Raw genomic sequence first — 23,900 nt, 5'->3', positions numbered from 1 at the left:
TAGGCTTTGTATGAGACTTGTCTATACAGATATTCGTCAACGCTTGACTGATCAGTTGGCAGATATGGCGCGTGACTATGCTTTAGCGGGAAAGCGTGTCTTTTATATTGCGCCCAACTCCTTATCCTTTGAAAAGGAGCGCAGGGTTTTATCTCGTCTGCCTGAAGGCGCATCTTTTGCAATCACCATTACCCGCTTTGCCCAGCTAGCTCGCTATTTTGTCCTCAATCGAACTGACAGTAAAAAGCCCATCACTGATACCGGACTCAGTATGCTTTTTTATCGGCTGCTGTCACAGCTGGACGATGGTCAACTCAAGATCTACGGCAGTCTCAAAAAGGACAGCAGCTTTATGGCGCAGCTAGTCGATCTTTACAAGGAACTGCAGCGCTCAAATCTGACCATCATGGACTTAGAAGGGCTATCTTCTGACCTTAAATATCAAGATCTCTTGGCCATTTTTACTGCCCTCTATGAGATCTTAAACCAAGAAGGTTTTGAGTCGCAGACCAAACTAGCCCAATTTCTCACGCATGTAGAGGCAGGGGATCTCGATGGAGAAGTGAGCAACTTAGTTCTAGTCATCGATGGTTTCAGTCGCTTTTCAGCAGAAGAAGAAGCCCTGATCACCGCCCTACACGAGCGTGGTGCTGAGGTGATTATTGGGACCTATGCCAGCCAAAAAGCCTATCGCTCAAATTTTTTAAATGGAAATCTCTACCAAGCTAATGTTGAGTTTTTGCTGGGGCTGCAAGCTAAATTTGGGATAAGAGCCCACTATCTAGGACAGTCCGAAAATGACAGCCTAGCCCATCTCTCCCAAGCATTGGAAGCCAGATATGATTTTTCAGCTGAGCAGCCATCGCTGAGCAAGGAGGATAAGTCTGCCATCACCATTTGGGATACTGTCAGCCAAAAAGAGGAAATTGAGCAGGTAGCTAGAAATATTCGCCAGAAACTCAATCAAGGGGTGCGTTATAAGGATATTTTAGTACTGCTAGGAGATGTGGAATCCTACCAACTCCAGATTGAAAAAGTCTTTGACCAGTATGAGATTCCCTACTATCTAGGTCAGTCAGAGCCGATGAACCATCACCCCTTAGTCTTGTTTGTAGAAAGCTTGGAACGTCTCAAACGCTATAATTTTCGTGCCGAAGACCTGATCAATTTGCTCAAGAGCGGTCTCTATCAGGATTTTTCCGACTATGAGATCGATAAGTTTGAGCAGTATATCACTTATGCTGACATCAAGGGCTTGGCTCAGTTCAGCACTCCCTTTAGTGCTAACAGCCAGTATGGTGCAAGTGAGGATGGGACTCCCCTCTATAAGTATGACCTTGAGCACCTCAATGCCCTGCGTCAAGCTATCATCACACCGCTTAGTCAGCTCTTTAAAACTCGCCAGCAGCAAGGAAAAAATCTGCTCAGCCATAAGTTTATCCCCTTTTTAGAAGAGATTCATCTGCCAGCCAACATGGCTAAACTTGCTCAAGGGAAATCAGAGGCTGAGCTTGAAAAAGAGAACCAGGTTTGGAAGACCTTTAGCGACCTATTGGAGGAATTCCATAATATTTTTTCAAAGACCAGCCTGAAACTAGATGACTTCCTAGCCATTCTTCAATCAGGTATGCAGGCCAGCCACTATCGCACAGTCCCAGCTACTGTAGATGTCGTTACAATCAAGGACTATGAGCTGATTGAACCTCATACAGCTCCCTATGTCTATGCTATTGGTCTAACAGCAGGGAATTTCCCTCGTCTATCTCGTGCGCAAAGTCTGATTACAGATGAGGAGCGTCTGGAGCTCAATGAGAAATTAAGGACCAGCTCGGGGAGACTAGAGCAGCCCAGCCAGGACAATGTCAAGAAAAACCATTCTGTCATGATCTCCCTGCTAAATGCAGCGACTGAGCATCTGGTATTATCAGCTCCGCAGATCTTTAAGGAAGCAAAAGACCAATTCTCTCCTTATTTGCAGGATCTGATCAACTTAGGAATCGAGCCCCAAGTTAAAAAGAGTATCAGATTCACAGATACTCCAGAGGATCTCGGCTCCTACAAGGCCCTCTTATCTCAAGTCATCGAAGCTAATCAGCTCTATCAGGGTGAGGATATTGACAAAGCTAGCCAGACCTTCTGGTCCGTCATGGTCCGTCGTCTGCGCAAGCGCCTAGCTGAAAAAGATATGATTATCCCTAGTATCACGAATAGCTTGAAGGTTGAGCCGATTTCTCCGCAAGCCCTCGAGGTTCTCTATCCAGAGGACCAGCCCCTGTCCCTCTCGGCTTCTAGCTTGACAACTTTTTATAATAACCAGTACGCTTATTTTCTCCGACACGTCTTACGACTTGAGGAGGAGGAGTCTATTCATCCAGACTTCCGACATCATGGCGTTTACCTCCACAAGATTTTTGAGAAGGCTATGGCCAAGGCCAGCGACTCTGAGCATTTTGATCAAGGCTTAGAAGAGGCCATTCAACAGGTCAATCAAGAAGAGGTCTACCAGCAGCTCTATGCTAGTGACCAGGAAGGGCGCTTTAGTCAAGCTATTCTGCTGGATATTGCCCGTAGTATGAGTCAGATTTTGGCTAAAAACGAAGCTGTTCAAGTCTTAGATAAAAAGACAGCCAAGCATTATCTAGGAGATCACGATTGGCAAGAGACACCAGACTATCTCAAGGCGCTGGAGCTTAATTTCCACTATCAGTTACCCATAGATGATAAGCGCCACATTTTGATCAAAGGACAGATTGACCGTGTAGACCAGCTGCGTTTTGCAGATAGCATTGGAATTGTGGACTACAAATCTGGAGATAAGACCTTTAACTTAGTCGATTTTTACAATGGCTTAACGCCCCAGCTTTTGACCTATATTCTAGCTTTAAAGGACCAAATGCCAGCTGATTTCCAACAGGAGGTCTTCGGTGCTATGTACCTTCATATGCAAGATCCAGAGCTCAAGTGGTCGGCTATCAACCAGATTGATGAGACGCTAGAGATCTGGGATCGATCATTTAAGTATCAGGGGATTTTTGAAGCAGCAGCTACCGATCATTTAGGGAAATATTACAATACCAAGCAAAAGGATAAAAAATTCACCCCAGATGAGATGACTGCCCTGCTCAATCATACCAAACAGCTCTACCGAGAGGCTGCCAAAACCATCCTCTCCGGTCGCTTTGCCATCAATCCTTATACCACAGATGGTCGCAGCGTCCAAGGTGAGCAGCTCAACAACATTACCGGCTTTGAGGCTGATCGCCACCTGTCCTATGCCCGCCATCTATGGACAGGTAAGCGTGATGAGACGATGGCTAAACTATCTCACGAGAAAGGAGACAACCACCATGACTGAGTCCCTGATGACTGCCTTTTTGAGCGACCAAGAGATCGCCCACCTAAAGACCAGTGAGGAGAAGCTAGCCAAGGACCAAGGGCGCCTGCCTAGAACCCCTGAGCAGATCGATGCCATCTATCGCAATGGCACCAATATCCTAGTATCAGCATCGGCTGGTTCAGGAAAGACCTTTGTCATGGTCGAGCGCATTATCGACATGATCAAGCGTGGTGTAGGGATCAATCAGCTTTTCATCTCGACCTTTACGGTCAAAGCAGCTGGTGAACTAAGAGAACGCCTAGAAGAAAAGCTGACAGCAGAGCTTACTGAAACCAAGAGTCAGGCCCTCAAACAGCACCTGTCTCAACAGCTCAATGATCTGCCTAATGCTGATATCGGAACCATGGATGCCTTCACCCAGCGTCTGGTTGCGACCTATGGCTATGTCCTCGGCATCTCGCCTAAATTTCGTATCATGACCGATCCAAGTGAGCAGGCAAGCCTCAAAGAAGAGGTCTATCAAGATCTCTTTGCCAGCTATATGCAAGGAGCTAATGCTCAATTATTCCAGCAAACAGTACGCAACTTTACTGGCAACCGCAAAGATTCCTCAGGCTTTCGTGAGGCAGTCTATGCCTTGTACAGCTTTAGCCAATCGACGGCTCATCCGCAAAAATGGCTCCAAGAAACCATGCTGTCCAGCTATCATCATGATTTCGACCAGCAGGTTCAAGACTTTTTAGCCCCGCATTTTAAAGAGCAGGACCTGAATCGTCTCGTGGAGGATGCGATCCAGTTTTTCCGTGAGCATCTCACGACGGTTAGACAGGAGTTTCAAAAGACCTACAAATATCTGGACAAGGTTGATAATCTGGTCGACCTGCTAGAGGGCATTGATCTCACCGCAGATCTTTCTCAGCTGAACAAGCAGCTAGACTCCATATCAGAACTCAGTTCTCACGTGACCATGCGCATCGGTGCTAGCAAGGATCCCCTGCTAAAAGAGTTTGCCTCAGCCTATAATAGTGAGAGAAAAAAACATCTAGAGCCTCTCTTAAACTTAGCCTCAGATCTAAGAACGGTTGCCCTCTTGAAAATCTACCAAGCTCAGGCTCTACCGATCTTAGAGGTCCTCAAGCAATTCCTACTGGACTTCTCTGAGCAATACTTGGAGCGTAAGAAGCAAGAGAGTGCTTTTGAATTTACAGACATCGCCCACCTAGCTATTGAGATCTTGGAGGGAGATGCACAGATCCGTCAGCTCTATGCGTCTAGATACCATGAGGTCATGGTCGATGAATACCAGGATAACAACCAAATGCAAGAGCGTCTGCTGGATCTTCTATCCAATGGTCACAATCGCTTCATGGTAGGTGATATCAAGCAGTCGATCTATCGCTTCCGCCAGGCTGATCCTATGATCTTTAGAGGCAAGCTTGAAGCCTTCGATCAGGTAGCGACCTTTGATCCTGAAAAGTCTCAGGGCCTTCTGATTTTGCTCAAGGAGAATTTCCGCAGTCATATCGAAGTTTTAGAGGCTACTAATGCGGTCTTTACCCGCCTTATGGATCGAGAGATGGGGGAGATCGACTATGATGAAACGCATCTATTGCTGGCTGGTAACGCCCAAAAACGTCAGCCCCAGCCAGACAATCGCATGCAGGTCTGGCTCTATAATGAGGACAGCCAAGCAGACTTAGAAGAGGGGGATCAAGCTGATCTTAGTGCAGGCGAGGTATTAATTGTCGTCAAGGAAATACTGAGACTGCACAAAGAAGAAGGAGTACCCTTTGATGAGATGACCTTGCTCGTCGAGACACGGACCCGAAATGACATTATCTTGGATGCTTTTGCCAAGTACGGGATTCCTATTGCAACAGAGGACACCCAAGGGCACTATCTCAAGTCTTTAGAGATTATGATTATGATGGATACCTTACGAGCTATCAATAATCCCCTTCGTGATGAATCCTTGATTGCACTGATGAAATCTCCCATGTTTCATTTTGGCGAAGATGCTCTGACTAGGATTTCCCTCCAGCAGCAGCATGGAAATTTTTATGATAAGCTGCTCTTAGCCCTAGAGCGCTCTGGTCAACATCCAGAGCTGATAACAACTGAGCTCCACCAGAGTCTGACCAGTTTCCAGACCTTTCTGAACAACTGGCGCACCATGGCAAAGACCAGCAGTCTCCATGATCTGATCTGGCAGATCTATCGTGATCGCTTTTACTATGACTATGCTGGCAGCCTGATCAATGGTCAGCAGCGTCAGGCCAATCTCTACGCTCTTACCCTTCGGGCGCATCAGTTTGAACAGACAGGCTTTAAGGGCTTACCACGTTTTATCCGTATGATCGACCGTATGATCGCTACCGATAATGATCTAGCTGATGTTGATGTCGCCCTACCTAAGGATGCCGTCCAGCTCATGACCATCCACCAGAGTAAGGGACTAGAATTCCCTTATGTCTTTATTCTCAATCTGGACAAGACCTTTAACAAGGCTGATGAATCTGCTCGTCTAATCCTAGACCGCCAGTCCGGTATCGGTATCAAATACACAGCCGATGTGGCTGATCGCTTTCCTCAGGCTGCCCTCCCTCATGTCAGACTCAGTATGGATACGCTCCCCTATCTCATCAATAAGCGTCGCCTCCACCGAGCGGCCCTTTCTGAGGAGATGCGCCTCCTCTACGTAGCCATGACCAGGGCTGAGACCAAGCTGTATCTGATCGGCAAAGGCAGTCAAGCAAGCCTAACAGACAAATATAAAGGCAATCGTAGTCAAGAGCGATTGGCGACAGCAGGACGGGAAAGCTGGACTAGCTTCCAAGATTGGATCTTAGCCCTGTCTCAAAACTTCCCAGAAGCTGACCTAGCCTTTGATGTCACCTTTATCAGTGCAACCGAGCTGACAGATCTAGGAGAAGTGAGCGAGACACTTGCTATTCAGGCTGATGACCTTGAGGACAATCGCCAGTCCGATCGTATCAGTCAAGCTCTCGCAGCCCTAGAAGCAGTTGAGACTCTCAACCAGAGCTATCAAGCAGCCATTACATTGCCAACCGTCCGGACACCTAGTCAGATTAAAAAGTTCCACCAGCCCATTTTAGAGGACGATGGCTTGGATATCATGGAGAAGCGAGTGACCCAGACAGATTTTGCCCTGCCTAGCTTTGAGAAGGCAGACAAGATTTCAGCCTCCGCCATAGGCTCAGCGACCCATGAGCTCATGCAACGCCTGCCCTTGAGAGAAGACCTCAGTATCTCAGACCTAGAGCAAGCCTTAGATCAGGTCGATGCTGATCCTGGTGTGAAAGCTAAGATCGATCTGCCAAAGATCCTGAGCTTCTTTACCGATCAGGCGCTGGGACGAGAGCTGATCAGTCAGGCTGACAAGCTTGTCAGAGAGGCACCCTTTGCTATGCTGTATACGGATCCAGCGTCCGGTGAGCAGACGGTCATCCGGGGGATTGTTGATGGTTTCATTCCTTACCAAGATCGTATTGTCCTTTTTGACTATAAGACCGATCGCTACCAAGACCCCCAAGATCTCGTCAATCGCTATCAAGATCAAATGGCGCTTTACGCGAAAGCGCTCCAGCAATCCTATGCCATCACAAAAATTGATAAGTACCTGATTTTACTAGGACAGACGGACGTTAGAGTAGTGCAAGTCCCATAAGGAAAATAAATAAGTCCGAAGATGATTAGTCTTCGGACTTATTTTTATAAACTAGCCTAAAATGAGTGCATCATCATTGAGTACTTGTCCACTATTTTTATGGAAGAGATCGAGAAGTTCTTGGACAGTGAGATTTTTCTTGTCTTCCCCTTTAATATCGACAACGATCTTCCCTTGATAGAGCATGACGAGACGATTGCCGTACTGGATGGCATGCTCCATATTGTGGGTGATCATGAGGGTGGTGAGTTGATGCTCTTCGACGATTTTACGGGTCAGGGTCATGACCATATCACTGGTTTTAGGATCCAGAGCCGCCGTGTGCTCATCCAGCAGCAGAACCTTAGGTCTCACCAAAGTCGCCATGGCAAGGGTGAGTGCTTGACGTTGCCCCCCTGAGAGAAAGTTAGCATCGGTCTTCATTCGCTCCTCTAATCCTAATCCCAGATCCTTGAGAGCCTCTGTAAAAATCTGCCGTTCACTCTCAGTGATAGAGGGTTTGAAGAAGCTACGCTTTTTACCACGGCGGTAGGCAACAGCCATATTTTCCTCGATGCTAAGGTTGGTCGCTGTTCCCATCCGAGGATCCTGAAAGACGCGGCTGATATGCTTAGCCCGTTCATCGACAGACTGCTTCTTGATGGATTGTCCCTCGAGGAGAATGTCTCCTTCATCGACACTGAGGACACCAGCGATAGAGTTCATGAGCGTTGATTTACCTGCTCCATTACCCCCGATGACAGAGATAAAGTCTCCCTGATCGATAGCCAAGTCCAGCCCCTTGAGGACATGATTTTCATTGACGGTACCTTTTTCAAAGGTCTTATGAATGCCTTGTAGACTAAGTAGAGCCATTAGTGTTTACCTCCTGTCAATGTTTTATTAGGTTTGATAGCTAATTTTGAGCGGATTTCTGGGACATACAGAATCACGGCTAGGAAGATAGCAGAAGCTAGCTTCAATAGCTGGGCATCGACATTCATAGCTAAAATGATAACCAAGACCAAGCGATAGATAATAGAACCAGCGATAATAGAGCCCAAACGCTTACCAAGTGGCAAGTATTTGACGATCACCTCAGCCAGAATAATGGCAGCCAGACCATTGACGATAGTACCAGTCCCCATATTCATATCAGCATAGCCATTGTTTTGAGCAAGTAGAGATCCTGAAAGGGCAATGAGTCCGTTAGAAATCATATAACCCAAGATCTTCATACGATCGACCTTGATACCATTAGCTTCCCCCATAGCTAGGTTGTCACCCGTAGCACGCAGGGCCAGTCCGATCTGCGTATTCATCATGACGACTAAGAGTCCGATAACTAAAGCGACAAAGATCAAGCCCAGTAAGATGACACCAACCACCTTAGACAGACCAAGACCAGTCACCATAGTGACTAAGGTCGTTTTACCAGAAAGAGAGAGGTTGGCAGTACCACCCAACACCAGGAGATTGATCGAGTAAAGCCCCGTCAGGGTGATAATTCCAGCTAGCAAGGCAGGAATCTTCATCTTCGTATGGAGGAAACCAGATACAGCTCCAGCAACCATCCCTGCTATGAAACCACCTAGTGTTGCAAGGAAAGGATCAGCACCTTTAACGATGAGAATAGCCGTAGCAGCAGCACCAAGAGGGAAAGACCCTTCTGCTGTCAAGTCAGCAATATCAAGGATGCGGAAGGTAATGAAGACCCCAATAGCCATGATAGCCCAGAGCAGTCCTTGAGCCATAGCAGAAAGGATAACATTGCTCAGGCCATTGCTTCCTGATTTTTGCTTAGATGCTGGTGCCTTTAAGGCTGTCTTACCAGCTTTTTTATGCTGGGCGATGATTTTATCAGATGCTGACTTCCCTTGCTTGCTAGCTTGGTTTTCAATAGCGGATAGATCAATATCCAATGTTTTTGCCATATCCTTGTTGACAACAACATCTAGGGTTTCTGGATACTCAGCTGCAACGCCAGAGACCTTTTCCCCCTGTAAGATGCGGATAGCCTGCTTAGCTGTTTGCTGACCGAGTGCTTGGTAGTTAGCTCCATAGGTGAAGAGCACACCTTTATCAACAATATCAGCAGATCCTCCAACCACTGGAACGCCCGTTTCTTTTGAAAGATCCGTTACTAGGGAAATGGAGCTGACGATAGTATTATCGGTTGGGATAAAGACCGCTTCAGTCTGATTCATCAGACTCTTAGTCGTATCTTGGACATCATTTGTTGAGGAGATACCCTTGACGACCGTCTGAATACCTTCTCTTTTGAAGACTTTCTTAGCCTGATCGACTTGAACTTCTGAGTTACGCTCATTGGTTGTATACATGATACCGACTTTTTTGACGTCGGGCATGACCTTTTTGAGGAGCTTGACTTGTTCATCGATCGGCGATAGATCGCTAGTCCCTGTAGCGATGCCCCCCACCTTGTCCATGGACTTGACCAACTTGGCTGAGACAGGATCAGTCACCGCTGTAAAGAGGATCGGTGTATCCTTAGAGGTATTGGCTAGTGATTGGGCAGCTGGTGTCGCAATCCCAAGGACAATATCATTATCATCAATCAGCGATTGCGATAAGGTCTGTAGATTGGATTGATCGCCCTGAGCATTTTCAAAATCAATGACATAGTCCCTACCTTCACGATACCCCTGGTCTTTGAGCTCTTTGACAAATCCCTTGCGGGTAGCACTCAAAGATGGGTGCTCGACATACTGCAGGATCCCGATATGGACCGCTTCCTTAGATTTATCCTGCTTGCCACAGGCAGCCAGTGTTAGCAAACCGAGTGCGAGGATAAACATGATAGCACTGAATTTCTTCATGTGAGACTCCTTTTAAGATGTTGATGGACTTAGTTGATCCCTCTCCTAAATCAAGTAAACAAAAAACCAGTTAGACAGGCTCATCTAACTGGCTCTTTTTATCAGCTTTCCCCTTAGGTATCAGCCTCCAACAGCGAAGTTAGATAAGTGTTATCTACTCAGCTGTTCGACAGAAAAAACCTCTAGCTTCATAGATACAAACATGTGTCAGGACGTTTGCATCTCAAGAGCTACAAACGTCTATCTAAAGAAACTAAAGTAATAAAAGTTATGCACTCTATGATTCCCAAAAGACGTATGGATCATGTCTTCTCTGTCCCCTTTCGTTTACATTACCCTTATTCTATGTTTATTTGTCTCATTTGTCAAGCTATTTTCAGAAAATTCAGGTAAGCTCTGCGGTTTCTCCACCAAAAGACAATCAGATAGATAAATTTCAAATAGCTTTATAAAAGAGGCGAGAACTTGTCTCAACCGCTAGACTTCCTTTCCATTAAAGGTGAAGTGGATCTGTGCGTAATCCTTATCGATCGACTTACCTTCCATAAAGGCTTGAGCATCTTTTTTGATCTGCACTAGATCGACCCCTTGAGCCTTGGCAGCAAAGACACAGCCACAGTAGCATTGTCGGTAGATATCGTATTCCTTGCACATCTCTACAGAGCGTTGGTAACCCTGGTTTTTCTTGAAATCGCTTGGAAGATACTGGGTATCATAAATCTTTTGCACATCAAGTCCAACAGCGTTGATGGTTTGGGAGTTCTTGTGAGGACTGATGGTTAGGGCACTGCCAAAATAATCAAACCCCAGCTCCACAGCCTTTTCAGCCGTTTTATCCAAGCGGTAGTCGTAGCAGACGCGGCAGCGGTCTCCGCCTTCGGGCTCATTTTCTAACCCGTGAACAGTCCGGAAAAACTCATTAGGAACATAGGGAGCCCCCAGAAATTGGACAGCCTGCCCAGTGTTTTCGTTGAAATCATGAATAAATTTCTTAACCACATATTGGCGCCTTTGGTATTCTGCCTTGGGATGAATATTGGAATTGGCAAAATAAACCGTGATATCTGCCCATTGGCTCAGATACTCCAAGGTGTAGGTGCTGCAAGGAGCGCAGCAGACGTGCATGAGTATCTTTGGTCTCAATCCTTGATCCTGCCAGTTGGTAACCATTTTTTGCATGACACGATCATAATTGATTTTTTGATTGGGATTCATTTTTGCTAAGATGTCTTGACTATCAATCATAAGGTAATCCTCAGCTTTCTTGCTTACAGTTTATCATAAATTGCTAGAGACGACTAGTCTAGGAGAGCGAGCTAGCCAATCGCAAATATCCTAATTTTTCTCTTGAAAGCTCTAAAACTAAAGCGAGCTAGGTAAGAAAAATAACAGGCAAATAGCTTCTCTCTGACAACTCCTTTAATTTGCTAGTTGGTCCTAGCCCTTAAGGTCGTTTTTATGGTATGATGAGAAGTGGAAAATTGGGTCATCTCTAGGCAGATTGGGCTCAATGATTAGAAAAAACAACACACTAGAAAGAAAGAACCATGACAGTTTATAATATCAATTTGGGACTGGGTTGGGCCTCCAGTGGGGTAGAGTATGCTCAGGCTTATCGTTCCCGTGTATTCAGAAATCTTGGGATTCACTCCAAGTTTATCTTTGTGGACTTCTTTAGTCAGGATAATATCATCGATATGGCCAGAAATATTGGCTTTGATGATGATCAGATTATTTGGCTCTACATGGCTTTCACAGACCAAAAGCCCTCACCGACAACTTTTACGGTAGATGACTTAAAAGCTCAGTTTACTCGAGACATCACCAATATCGATTACGAAGAGCGTCTGATTCGTTTTTATTTTAGCGACCGTGACTTTGCGACTGCCTATTACTGCCGTTATGACAGAGGGCATATCCACCGTATAGAGTTTGTCTCAAATGGTAATCTAGTTCGCAAAGACTTCTACAATAATGGCAAAACACTGACCTTTACAGAGTTCTATGCGCCTAAGGATAATGCGGCTAAGCTCTACAAGCGAACCTTTTATAATAGTGATGGCAGTGTTGCCTATGATGAGATCACTGATGGCGACCAGCCTTTTTATCGCTTTCCGCACAAGATTCTCTTTTCTAGAGAAGAGCTGATCGGCTATTATATGGAATTGCTGGCGCTCAAAGAAGAAGATGTCGTTATTCTGGACCGCTCGACCGGTGTGGGGCCAGCAGTCTTTCGCCATGTCAAGCCAGCCAAGTTAGCCGTGGTTGTCCATGCTGAGCACTTCAGCGCCAACAGCACCACAGCTCAAAATATTCTCTGGAATAACTACTATGATTTCCAATTTACCAATGCTGATAGCGTAGATGCCTTTATCGTTGCGACAGATACACAGAGAAATATCTTAGCTGAGCAGTTTATGACCTACAAGCATATTCAGCCCCGCATTGTGACTATCCCGGTGGGGAGCCTAGACACCTTGAAGAGGCCCATGAGCAATCGGATTCCCTTCTCTGTCATGACAGCTTCCCGCCTGGCAACTGAAAAGCATGTCGATTGGTTGGTACAGGCTGTTGTAGAAGCCCGCAAAGAAATTCCACAGCTCAACTTTGACATCTATGGGTCTGGTAGCGAAGAAGAAAAAATCAGAGCATTGATCGATGAGCAGGGGGCTTCTGGCTATATCCAACTGCTGGGCCACCAGGATCTGACAGATACTTACATGCACCACCAAGTCTATCTCTCAGCCTCTAAAAGTGAGGGCTTTGGCCTGACACTTATGGAAGCAGTAGGATCTGGTCTGCCTCTGATAGGATTTGATGTCCGCTACGGAAATCAAAACTTTATCCATGATGGAGAAAACGGCTACCTTGTCCCCCTCAATGATTTTGATACTGACCAGGATATCGTCAATCATTTGAGTCAGAAGATTGTCCAAATCTTCTCCAGTGATGACTTAGAGAGCATGCATCGAAGCTCCTACAGCATTGCAGAGAATTATTTAGCGGAAAATGTTGAGGACAGATGGCGGCAGTTGATTAAGGAGTTGCGCAATGATTAATTTATTTGACAATTACACGCAAGATAGCTGGGATTTGCATTATTCGCTCATCTTATCAGGCTATCAAAATGTTACGATTTCTATCAATGATGACGGTTTTTTACCAGATGATGTTACCTCTCCCTTCCTCTTTTTCACAGGATTTATCCAAGTGCAGGGCAAGCCGCTTCACTTCAATGAAGTGCCCATTCCCAAATTTTGGGAAATCAAAGGAAGCAACAGTAACGCTGAGATCTTTGACCTTGATAAAAAGCGAGCAACCATTCACTACGCCAAAAATAAGCATAACCGCTTTGTCCAGACTGTTGATTGGCTAGATAATCAAGGTAAAGTACGCAGTACAGATCACTATAATAAATATGGCTATCGCTTTGCACAAACGATATTTGATGCCCAGGAACATCCTGTGCAAAAATCCTACTATAACAAAGAAGGTAGGGAAGTCTTGGTTGAGAATTATGTGACGGGTGATCTGGTCTTAGACCATGACGGACGGATTTACATTTTCAAATCTAGGGCTGATTTTGTGGCTTACTATATTCAAGCTTCAGGCTACGATCTGGATCGTATCTTGTTCAACTCTTTGGGGCTAGCTTTTCAGGTCAAGCGTCAGCTCAGTTTACCAGGAAGCGATGTACTCTTTTGGCAGGAACCAATCGGTGATCAGATCCCTGATAATATGCGCTTGCTCCTTGAGGAAGAAGGCCTTCGCCCAACTAAAATTATCGTGCAAAATCGTCAAACCTATAAGCGTATCGTCAGCTTGATAGAGCCACAATATCGTGATCTCTTTAGCTATGTAGGACTCTTATATCCATTCCGCAAGGAAAATCAATCCCATAAGGAAGCCTTGATTTTGACCAATTCGGATCAGCTATCTTATGTGGAAAATATCATTGAAGATTTTCCTGAGATGACCCTACATATCGCAGCTATTACAGAGATGTCCAGCAAATTGACCAGTCTTGGACGTTACGAAAATGTCCACCTCTATCCAAATGTAACCAACCAGACGGTTCTACAGCTCTATGGCCGTTGTGATATTTACTTGGATATCAATCAAGGCAATGAAATCCTCAATGCTATCCGCACAGCTTTTGAGAGTCGTCAGCTAATCTTAGGGTTTAAAGAACGCATGCACAATCCTCGCTACTGTGCACCAGAGCATTTCTTTGACCTGAAAGATTACGCAGGACTACATGATAAGCTCAAGAATGTCCTGGGTAATCCAGCAGCGACAACCTTAGATTTAACTGCTCAAGATAAGGCTGCCAATCTAGCGCAAGCTATAGATTATCAAAGAGAATTGGGCTAAAAGCTAAGGAAGAGGAATAAAATCACTTACTCTTTTACTTTATGTATGATCAAGCTAGGAAACAGTTGTGATAGCAGAGCTTATTTAAATGTAAATTGAAAAGACCTGAAAATTATGTTATCCTAAAAGAAATCTTAATTATTGAGGAGATTTATTATGTTTAGTGCCTATAAAGATTATTGGCAAAACTTTTCTAATTTTAAAGGAAAATCAGATCGAAATCAGTACTGGTACGTCATCATGTTTAACGCTTTGGTTTGGGTGTCCTGGCTCTTTTTGATCCAGTTGGTCAAGGTGATGTCAGCCATGTCAGGTGATGCTGGGGGCAGTGACTTTTCTATCACCATTTTTAGCCGTATTGTCTTATTGATCTGGGTTCTGGTGAACTTCTGGCCTTATTTTGCCCTAACCGCTAGACGTTTACGCGATGCCCATCTGGAGTGGGGATTGATTGTGATCACCGCTATGCCGACTTTGCTGCTCATTATTTACAATATTTTTGGGATTGTCCTAGCCGTCTCCACTAGCAAGCTGGCACCTTTTGATGGGACTGAAATCGGTATCCAGACAGGGATCTTTCGTTTCTCGCTGTGGTTCTTTGCCTTTCTGACGAATCTCATCATGATCATTCTTTGCTGCCAACCTTCAAAGGATGAGGACGGTAATTTGATTAATCCGCCTCAACCTGTTATCCCACCTTATGCTCAAGGAATGTATGGTCCAGGCCCTTATCCGGGAGGCTATCCAGCCGGTCCAGCCCCACAAATGCCTTATCCTAATCAAGCAGGTGCGCCAGTACCGCCAGAAGCACAAGGACAAGCAGGCTTTACCAATCCAGGGCAACCTCAACAGCAAGTCTATCCTGATCAAGGAAGGACTCAGCCACCATATCCACCGTTTAATCAGGGAATGCCTCAGTCCTACCCACCTCAGCAAGGGCAACAGCCAGCTCAGACTCAAATGCCTGGCGCACAAGGACAAGGCGCCCCTGTTCCCCCATCTCAGTCACCGCAAGCATAATAGTGCTTAGCCCTTACTTTGGCTGATCGCTCTTATATTAATAACAATTTGACAAAGGAATTTTAAAATGATCGAAGCTTATAAAAAATTTTGGAAAAACTATGCTGACTTCACAGGACGTTCAAGCCGCTCGGATTACTGGTGGGTTGTACTTGCTAATGTTATTATCCACATTCTATTCGTTGTGTTAATATTTATACCTGGTTTATTGTTTTCTGGACTGGGATCAGAGTCTGGACTAGGTTCACCTAGTACCACTGCATTATCTTGGATGTTGATTACTGGTCTTTTATACCTCATTTACATATTTGCCACTTTTATTCCAAATATTGCTATCCAAGTTCGTCGCCTTCGTGACGGTGGTTATCACTGGGCATTCATATTCTTGGAAGTTATTCCATATGTGAATTACGTTGGATCTATAGTCCTTCTGGTCTTATACTGTATGCCATCAAAGTATCCAACCTATGGTCAGTACCCAGGCTATCCTTATCCAGGAGCGCCTATGCCAGGTCAACCTGGTGTTGCTCCAGGGCAAGCACCGCAGCAAGGATTTGCTAATCCAGGACAGCCCCAGCAGCCAGTTTACTCTAATCCAGCTCAGGCAACAAATGTTTCACAAGCCTCACCTGAACCAGCCTCACAAGCTCCAGAATTTTCGGAGACTCCTTGGCAATAATATCATAATAAGTTAGGAGAGAATCATCTTGATTCTCTTTTTTGTAGTCAGTCTCTGTAACGTCCACTCTCTTGAAAGTCAGAAAATCCCTGGAGTAGTGGCGTTGGAGTATCTAGATAAAGATGCTATTGGAGTATCTAGTATAGATAGTATGAATAGATCGAAAAAGACCTAGAGACAGGCACTCTAGGTCTTTTTTAGTAGATTAAAAATGATGGATTACACTTTTAGTAAAAAATAAAGGTCTGATATTCATGTTTGAGAAAGTAGCTGAACCAGTGATAATTTTATACTATCGAAAGTTTAATATAGATATCAGTTATAGGCTTTAGCGACCATCAATCAGAAATTTTGGTGCTGATTCTATCATAATATTGAATTTTTTAGCGAATATCTCAGGAGGATCTGGAAAATCTTCAGAAATCCATTCAGCAATAATAGCAAAGACATAGGTTCGCATAATTTTTATCATGCTTTTTTGAGGAAAGGGTCCATGGTTGATGACAGTAGTGGACATATGGTCTAGTATGGGAGCGTACTCTTTATCAAGAAATTGTTCCCATCTTAGCTTCATTGTACTGTTGTATAAAAAACGTCCCCAGGTTCGATTGTTATAAATTGTAGGAATAATAACATCAGAGACAATATCATAAAAGGATAGGTATTTTTTACTGGTCATAACTTTCTCTAGTTGATTAAAAGCCTCTTTGGTAATAGATGTATGGATATCATCAAAGATTTCTTCAACATTGCGGTAATGCTTTTTATAAATTGCTTGTCTGGTCATGCCAGCTTCTGCAGCAATTTCTGTTAAAGTAATATTTTCCTTATCAGGATGCTGCGATACAATTCTAAAGACAGCGTTAATAATATTTTCATGACTACCTAAAACCATATTAACCTCCTTATAGAGTGATTATATAAAAAAAGTTGTCGCTTCGTAAAATAAAAATAGCATAAGTAGTGTTTTCAATAACTTTTAAGCAATTAAAAGCTTCTTTTTTGTTAACAGACTGACAACTTTTCACCCTTGTTTTGTCATTTTTAGTTTTGTTAAGATAAAAAATATAAGGATATATAAACCAAGAAAGAGATAGAAATTAATACCATAGCTTTAAAATGGAGGAAATAATGGCTTATATTGAAATGAAACATTCATTTAAACGTTATCAAACAGGAGAAACAGAAATTATTGCTAATAATGATGTCAGTTTTGAAGTTGAGCAAGGGGAGCTAGCAGTTATACTAGGGGCCTCTGGAGCAGGAAAATCAACCGTCTTGAATATTTTAGGAGGAATGGACAGTAATGACGATGGACAAGTAATGATTGATGGTATTGATATTGCCAATTATAATCAGACAGAGTTAACAGATTACCGCAGAATGGATGTTGGATTTGTCTTTCAGTTTTATAATTTAGTTCCAAATTTAACAGCCAAGGAAAATGTGGAGTTGGCTTCGGAAATTGTAACTGGAGCAAGGGATGCTAAAGAAATGTTAGGAGATGTCGGCCTAGGTGATCGTCTTCATAATTTTCCAGCTCAATTATCGGGCGGAGAACAGCAGCGTGTATCGATTGCACGCGCCGTTGCTAAAAATCCCAAACTTTTACTGTGTGATGAGCCAACTGGTGCCCTTGATTATGAGACAGGGAAGCAGGTCTTAAAAATTTTGCAGGATATGTCTCGCAATAAAGGGGCAACTGTTATTATCGTAACTCATAATTCAGCCTTAGCAGCTATTGCAGATCGTGTCATTCATATGCATGATGCCAAGGTCAGCCACATTGAACAAAATAAATTCCCTCAAGATATTGATCTTTTAGAATACTAAGGAGGGGACAGTGATGATAACCAAAAAGGTACTTTGGAAAAATATAGCCAAATCATTTATCGCATCAAAAGGGCGTTTCGTATCTATTATGTTGCTATTGATGCTTGGTTCTTTAGTTTTAACAGGGTTAAAAGCGACTCCTCAGGATATGGAGGAAACTGCAAAGCACTATCTAAATCGTTATAAAACTATGGACTTATCTGTTATAGCAAGTGCCGGACTGAGTAATGCTGACCGTAAGGAATTAGAAAGTATAAATGGTACCAGTGTTGAATTTGGTCAGATGAGTGACGTTACGATAAGGAATACAGAGCATGCTGTTCGTATTTTTTCAAACAGCAAGCAAATTTCTTCTTATCAGCTAGTGTCAGGCAGATTTCCTAAGAAGGAGAATGAAATTGCCCTATCATCTATTTCAAAAAGGGACTATGCGATAGGGGATAAACTAGAAATTTCAAAAAATGTGGATGCTCCACTAAAAAAGAGTAAGTACAAAATAGTTGGATTTGTTAATTCTTCTGAAATTTGGTCAAAAAAGTTTTTGGGATCTTCGACATCTGGAGATGGAAACCTCTATACTTATGGTGTCGTAGATGCTAAGGCTTTTAGTAATCATACAGCTACCATAGCTCGTTTACGTTACAAAAATTTAAGAGGTTTTACCCCTTTTTCTGATGACTATAACCGCCAATTAATTAAAAATCAAGAGAGACTGGACAGTATTTTAGAGGATAATGGTCAGCGTCGTTTTAAAGAGCTAGAAAATCAACTAAAGACTAGCCTGACTACTGGTCAGAAACAGATTAATGGAGCTAAAGCAATACTGGAGAAAGGTCGCAAATTATCACCTGCTCTTAAAGCAAAACAAAGTCCTCAATTAAATAACTCAGCAATTAGCAAAAAAGAGTCAGAGCTGGCAAAGCTTCAAACAAAGCTAGAAAACTTGAAAGTTCCTACCTACAGGAGCTATACACGTTCGACCTTATCTGGAGGAGAAGGTTATACGACTTATCGATCATCTAGCAAGACTCTTAATAACATAGGAAATCTGTTCCCTATTGTACTGTATCTAGTGGCTGCCTTAGTAACATTAACAACAATGACTCGCTTCGTCAATGAAGAAAGAATTAACTCAGGTGTTCTAAAAGCCTTAGGCTATTCAAATCGTGATATTATTAAAAAATTTGTTAGCTATGGCTTTGTCGCTAGCTTATTCGGAACGAGCCTAGGGATCCTTGGGGGACATTATCTACTACCTGGTATTGTTGCACGAAATTCAATAACAACGACAGTCATTGGTAGTCTCAATGAAGGATTTTATTGGAGCTATGCCCTACTGACAATTGTTTTAGCTGTTTTAAGTGCTGTCCTTCCAGCTTTTTGGGTGGCTAAGCGAGAATTAGAAGAAAACCCAGCACAACTTCTACTTCCTAAGCCGCCGATGAAAGGCTCTAAAATCTTTTTAGAGCGACTGGCTTTTATCTGGGAACGATTGAGCTTTACCCAAAAAGTCACAGCAAGAAATATTTTTAGATATAAACAACGCATGATGATGACAATTTTTGGTGTTGCAGGATCTGTTGCCCTCCTTTTTGCAGGTCTTGGTATCCAATCCTCTCTGAGTAAAATTGTAGACCACCAATTTAAACAAATAACACCTTATGATTTACAAGTGATGAGCGACAGTCAGTTGGATAAAAATAAAGATTTACGTCATTTTATAAAGTCTGATGCGATTTCTAGCTATCAGGAAATATACTCCCGCACTATTGATGAGAAGATTGCAGGACAGAGTGAGAAAAAATCGATTACTATTCTAGCATCTGCTCGTAATGATTTCGGTGATTTTATTCATTTAAAGTCTACTCAAACAGGCAAATCTGTTTCTCTATCCAATAAGGGAGCTGTTTTATCAGAGAAATTGGCGCAATATTATCATGTCGGTAAGGGAGATACCGTCATCATTAAAGATAATCGAAAGTCATACCATGTTAAAGTGTCTGCTGTTGTTGATATGAATGTCAATCACTATATTTTTATGTCAGATGACTATTACCGCAAAGTATTTGGTGAAAAAGCTATCGATAATACAGCCTTGATCCATTTAAAAGATTCATCATCAAAAAATATTTCAAAACAAGCTACAAAAGCCTTAGCGATAAATGGAGTGTCTGCGGTCTCTCAAAATATTTCGTTGATCGCTCAAGTCAACACAGCTGTTAAAGGTCTGAGAGCTTCAGTAACAACTTTAGCGATTATTTCAGCATTGTTAGCTATTGTTATACTTTATAACTTGACCAGCATTAATGTTGCTGAGCGTATTCGTGAACTATCGACGATTAAAGTTCTAGGATTTCATAATAAGGAGGTGACTCTTTATATTTATAGAGAGACAATTGTTCTATCAATTATTGGTATTGGGCTAGGTCTCGTAGGCGGCTATTTCTTACATAAGGGAATTATTGCTATCATGAGTCAAGATAATCGATATCCAACAGCTGTAGATTATGATGTTTACCTCCTGCCTGTTATAACGATTAGCATCATTTTATTATGCCTAGGTTGGGTGGTTAAGCGCCGACTGAAAAACATTGATATGTTGGAGGCATTGAAATCAGTGGATTGAGGTGAACAATAGCTTCTTAAGAGATTAAAAGATATTCTTTTGATAAATTCACTCTTTTCTAAGATTACAGAATAAGAGCTAGATATTACGCTTTCTGGTTGACAAGGTGAGTTTAGTTAATTACAATAGTAAAAACATACCAATGGTATGTTTTTACTAGAAAGGAACAAAATGGCAAGAGGCAGAAACTCATATGAAACTAGAAAAATGATTTTAGATGTTTCTAAGAATTTATTTTTGGAAAAAGGATTTGATAACACTTCAATACAGGATATAATTGATGGGTTAGGTGGATTGACGAAAGGAGTTATTTATCACCATTTCGAGTCAAAATACGAAATTTTACAAACAATAATTAATGAAAATAACCAGGGACTTTCCAATTATAATTGGAGAGGGGAAACAGGGCTAGAAAAGATACAAAATTCTTTGATGGATTCTTTTACCAATTTTGAGCATCAAAAGCTTGTATATTCGGCCTCAATTATGCTCAGGAGTCCTCGATTACTAGGCGAGCAATATCTCAAATTGTTCTCCGATTTCTTACCAGAAATTAGAAAGAGAGTGTCTGAAGGTGTTGAAGATGGATCTATCAGTACAGCATATCCGGAAGAATTAGCCGATTTAATTGTTCTAACGTTGAATATTTGGGTTGGATTTCAAATTTCTATTTTCACAGTGGAAGAATTGAAGAAGAGAATGAATTTTATTAGACTTACTTTTGATAGTTTAGAAGTTCCACTAATAACTGATGAGATGATGAGAGTCATTTTTAGACTATTTGATCATTTAAAAAGAAATAACTAGGTTATCTATGGTGATTTTCACTGCTATCGATACTGTACGCTACCGCATGCAACTGCATGTGGTTGATATTTTAAAGATAACATACCGTTAGTATGTTTATGGAATACTTAGAAGAATATTTTATGTTGCACTTTTTAAATAAAAATGAAGGAAGGTAGGTAAGAGGTATGAAACACTTGATAAAGCACCATCAAAAGGCCTTTTATACTTTCATGGTATTTAACTTACTAGTTCCTCTTACTAATATCGCTTTTGCTTATTCCATTAAAGAAATTATTGACAGCGGAATATCTAAAAGTAGAGAGTCTTTGGATAAAGCGGTGCTAGTAGGTGCTATAGTTATTTTGATATATGCAGGTCTCAATTTTATAGATCTTAGATTGAGGAATAAATTAGTTCGGAGGATCATGTCAGAATATAAAAAGAAAGTTTTTCAATTAATTTTAGATAAGGATTACAGAGAATTTTCTAGAGAAAAATCAGGAAAATTTATCTCAATACTGACAGAAAATATGAAAAAAATCGAACAAGATTATTTGATCCAATATTTTAATATTTCAAAGAATTTATCCCTGATGATTTTTTCACTGTTGGCGATGTTTATAGGTAATTGGTTTCTAACCACATTAGTTATTATAGTGAGTATTATTCCAATGCTAATTTCAGGATTTATTGGTCGGAAATCAGCTACATTACAAAGTAATATTATGAGTGCTGATCAGAGATACTTAGCCAAAGTTAAAGATATTTTGGCGGGTTTTCTGGTTATTAAAAGTTTTAATATAAAAGATATTGTTCGCAATGATTTCACTCAAGAAAGTAAAAAATTGGATGATAGTTATTTTGCAAAAGGAAAATTTGATACACTAGCTAATGTTATGTCCCAACTTTCAGGAATGATTGTATTTTTGGTGGCTTTTGGAGGTGGGATGTATCTTGTTTTCAATGGGCATACCACAATTGGAAGTGTAACTGCCATTGTTCAATTGGTCAATTTTATCGTCATGCCATTAAACGAAGTTAGTATAGGGATGAGTAAATTTAGAGAAGGCCAAGAGACGTTAAATTCAATTGACTTAAATGACCAAATTGAACTACAAACAGGAGAAAACAAGAATATTTTTGACAATGTTATAGAATTTTCTGATATAGACTTTTCTTATCCTGAATCTGAAGAAAAGATCTTTAAAAAATTATCATTGAAAATTCAAAAAGGTGAAAAAATTGCAATTGTAGGAGCATCAGGAAGTGGAAAATCAACTTTATTGAATTTACTATTACGGTTTTATGATACAATATCGGGAAATATTCTAATAGATAATAAAGATATAAAGACTATCTCTACAGAAAGTCTCTATAACTTAATGACGGTTGTTCAACAAGATGTTTATATTTTTGATGATACTTTAAAATCTAACATTACTCTCAATCAATTGTTTACAGATGACGAAGTAAGACAAGCCGTTCAGAACTCTGGTTTAGAAAGTTTTGTCTCAGAAAATAAACTAGGTTTGAAAGCTTTGTGTGGGGAGAATGGCTCGAATTTATCTGGTGGACAAAAGCAAAGGCTTAGTATTGCACGTGCTCTAATTAGAAATACACCTATACTGTTATTAGACGAAGCAACTTCATCTCTGGATAATCAAGTTACTGCTGACATTGAAAATTCAATACTGGATATTAATAATTTAACTGCTCTAGTAGTAACACACAAGTTAAACGAAGCCATTTTAAAGAAGTACGATCGAATTCTTTTTATGAAAGATGGTGCGATTGTCGAAGACGGTTCGTTTGATGACTTGATAAGTAGAGAAGGAGAATTTTCTAAGTTATTTAGGTTAAGCGTATAATGAAAATTTATTTTTCAAATATTGATAATGTATTAAATGAAGTTTATTTAGAAACACACATTCCATCTGATTTTTTAAAGGAAGCTAGAAAATATAAAAGACTATTAGATTACAAACGTTCCTTAGTTGCATATTATCTTTTATATAAATTTTTATCTCAAGAACAGATATGCAGTGTTATGTCGTTGAAAATTAAAAAGAATAATTATGGAAAACCTTATTTAAAAGGAATTGATGGTTACTATTTTAGTATTACTCATTCCGGGAATTGGGTGGCAGTTGCAATTAGTAATAGTGAGATTGGGATAGATTTGGAATATCATGAATATTTTGATTTTAATGAAGTGGTTGATCTTGTTATGACAGATAAGGAAAAATTCTTTTTTCGGCAGATTCCCTCTAAGTCAAAAAGTATAACGTTTTATAGATTTTGGACTCTAAAGGAAAGTTTTATTAAAGCTATAGGTACAGGAATGTCTACAGCCATGAATTCTTTTAATATCGAGTTATGGAACGATCCTGTTCGTATTTCTGGTGATACGAATTTTAAACTATATGAACTACCTTTTTATAAACAATATTCTTTTTCTGTTTGTTGCCACATTTGTGATAAACTTGAAGAGATAACGCAGATCCTGATTATAAATGAAAGTCTCACAGACTTATAACAACCTACAATTAGTAATAGGTGATTATAAGCAAAATAATTACAAAATTAAAAGGACTTTATGGCTATTACTACGGAGAGAGGCTACCTAGCAATATCATACTTTTCATAATAGAAAGATGACTTTAAAGAGGAAATTTTCCCCATTTAAGGTCATCTTTTTCTCTTAAACTCCATCTGTGAAAGTGCTATAATAATCC

The 23,900-nt window shown here is 41.4% G+C and carries 14 protein-coding genes and 1 pseudogene; 11 read left to right on the top strand and 4 right to left on the bottom strand.

The genetic code is table 11. The features are described 5' to 3' along the window. Positions 1 to 10 precede the first annotated feature (10 nt). Both rexB and addA read left to right on the top strand, forming a co-directional pair. On the top strand, positions 11 to 3,355 hold the full coding sequence (gene rexB / locus AC4HAJ_RS07060; RefSeq protein ID WP_491079465.1) for an ATP-dependent nuclease subunit B: 3,345 nt from the start codon (positions 11 to 13) through the stop codon (positions 3,353 to 3,355). Continuing rightward, positions 3,348 to 7,025, top strand: a complete 3,678-nt coding sequence (gene addA, locus AC4HAJ_RS07055) for a helicase-exonuclease AddAB subunit AddA (protein ID WP_491079464.1) — start codon at positions 3,348 to 3,350, stop codon at positions 7,023 to 7,025. The genes rexB and addA overlap by 8 nt, the downstream gene beginning before the upstream one ends. A 51-nt stretch (positions 7,026 to 7,076) precedes the next feature. Here the strand turns inward: addA and AC4HAJ_RS07050 are convergent, their stop codons facing one another. From AC4HAJ_RS07050 to AC4HAJ_RS07040, 3 genes are all read right to left on the bottom strand, one after another. Then, positions 7,077 to 7,880 (bottom strand): ABC transporter ATP-binding protein, encoded by an 804-nt coding sequence (locus tag AC4HAJ_RS07050; RefSeq protein WP_491079463.1) that lies wholly within the window; start codon positions 7,878 to 7,880, stop codon positions 7,077 to 7,079. Continuing rightward, entirely contained in the window at positions 7,880 to 9,844 is a 1,965-nt protein-coding gene (locus AC4HAJ_RS07045) for an ABC transporter substrate binding protein (protein ID WP_491079462.1), read from the bottom strand. The genes AC4HAJ_RS07050 and AC4HAJ_RS07045 overlap by 1 nt, the downstream gene beginning before the upstream one ends. A 477-nt stretch (positions 9,845 to 10,321) precedes the next feature. Beyond that, positions 10,322 to 11,089, bottom strand: coding sequence for an epoxyqueuosine reductase QueH (locus AC4HAJ_RS07040; RefSeq protein ID WP_491079461.1), 768 nt, complete (start codon positions 11,087 to 11,089; stop codon positions 10,322 to 10,324). A 302-nt stretch (positions 11,090 to 11,391) separates the two neighbouring features. On the opposite strand from AC4HAJ_RS07040, the gene gtfA reads away from it, so the two are divergent. From gtfA to AC4HAJ_RS07020, 4 genes and pseudogenes are all read left to right on the top strand, one after another. Continuing rightward, on the top strand, positions 11,392 to 12,903 hold the full coding sequence (gene gtfA, locus AC4HAJ_RS07035) for an accessory Sec system glycosyltransferase GtfA (protein ID WP_491079460.1): 1,512 nt from the start codon (positions 11,392 to 11,394) through the stop codon (positions 12,901 to 12,903). Continuing rightward, a pseudogene (gtfB, locus tag AC4HAJ_RS07030) lies at positions 12,896 to 14,215 on the top strand (accessory Sec system glycosylation chaperone GtfB); the annotation flags it as partial. The gene gtfA and the pseudogene gtfB, both read left to right, overlap by 8 nt. A 159-nt stretch (positions 14,216 to 14,374) precedes the next feature. Further along, a complete protein-coding gene (locus AC4HAJ_RS07025; RefSeq protein WP_491079459.1) occupies positions 14,375 to 15,238 on the top strand; it encodes a DUF805 domain-containing protein in 864 nt (287 codons plus the stop codon). A gap of 67 nt (positions 15,239 to 15,305) precedes the next feature. After that, positions 15,306 to 15,917: a DUF805 domain-containing protein gene (locus AC4HAJ_RS07020; protein ID WP_491079458.1), complete on the top strand. Its 612-nt coding sequence runs from the start codon at positions 15,306 to 15,308 to the stop codon at positions 15,915 to 15,917. Between the two features lie 328 nt (positions 15,918 to 16,245). On the opposite strand, the gene AC4HAJ_RS07015 is transcribed toward AC4HAJ_RS07020, so the two are convergent. Then, positions 16,246 to 16,812, bottom strand: coding sequence for a TetR/AcrR family transcriptional regulator (locus AC4HAJ_RS07015; protein ID WP_491079457.1), 567 nt, complete (start codon positions 16,810 to 16,812; stop codon positions 16,246 to 16,248). Positions 16,813 to 17,048: 236 nt separating this feature from the next. On the opposite strand from AC4HAJ_RS07015, the gene AC4HAJ_RS07010 reads away from it, so the two are divergent. The 5 genes from AC4HAJ_RS07010 to AC4HAJ_RS06990 all read left to right on the top strand — a co-directional run bounded on the left by AC4HAJ_RS07010 (position 17,049) and on the right by AC4HAJ_RS06990 (position 23,701). Further along, complete coding sequence (locus AC4HAJ_RS07010; RefSeq protein WP_491079456.1) at positions 17,049 to 17,750, top strand: ABC transporter ATP-binding protein; 702 nt, start codon at positions 17,049 to 17,051, stop codon at positions 17,748 to 17,750. A 16-nt stretch (positions 17,751 to 17,766) separates the two neighbouring features. Further along, on the top strand, positions 17,767 to 20,376 hold the full coding sequence (locus AC4HAJ_RS07005; RefSeq protein WP_491079496.1) for an ABC transporter permease: 2,610 nt from the start codon (positions 17,767 to 17,769) through the stop codon (positions 20,374 to 20,376). Positions 20,377 to 20,547: 171 nt separating this feature from the next. Then, on the top strand, positions 20,548 to 21,183 hold the full coding sequence (locus tag AC4HAJ_RS07000; protein WP_491079495.1) for a TetR/AcrR family transcriptional regulator: 636 nt from the start codon (positions 20,548 to 20,550) through the stop codon (positions 21,181 to 21,183). A 167-nt stretch (positions 21,184 to 21,350) separates the two neighbouring features. Next, entirely contained in the window at positions 21,351 to 23,033 is a 1,683-nt protein-coding gene (locus AC4HAJ_RS06995) for an ABC transporter ATP-binding protein (protein WP_491079455.1), read from the top strand. Next, entirely contained in the window at positions 23,033 to 23,701 is a 669-nt protein-coding gene (locus tag AC4HAJ_RS06990; protein ID WP_491079454.1) for a 4'-phosphopantetheinyl transferase family protein, read from the top strand. The genes AC4HAJ_RS06995 and AC4HAJ_RS06990 overlap by 1 nt, the downstream gene beginning before the upstream one ends. The last annotated feature ends 199 nt before the right edge of the window (positions 23,702 to 23,900 follow it).

Source organism: Streptococcus sp. ALY_211, assembly GCF_058314555.1.
The sequence above is the reverse complement of the archived record's forward strand: the minus strand, read 5'-3'. Positions and strand labels throughout refer to the sequence as shown.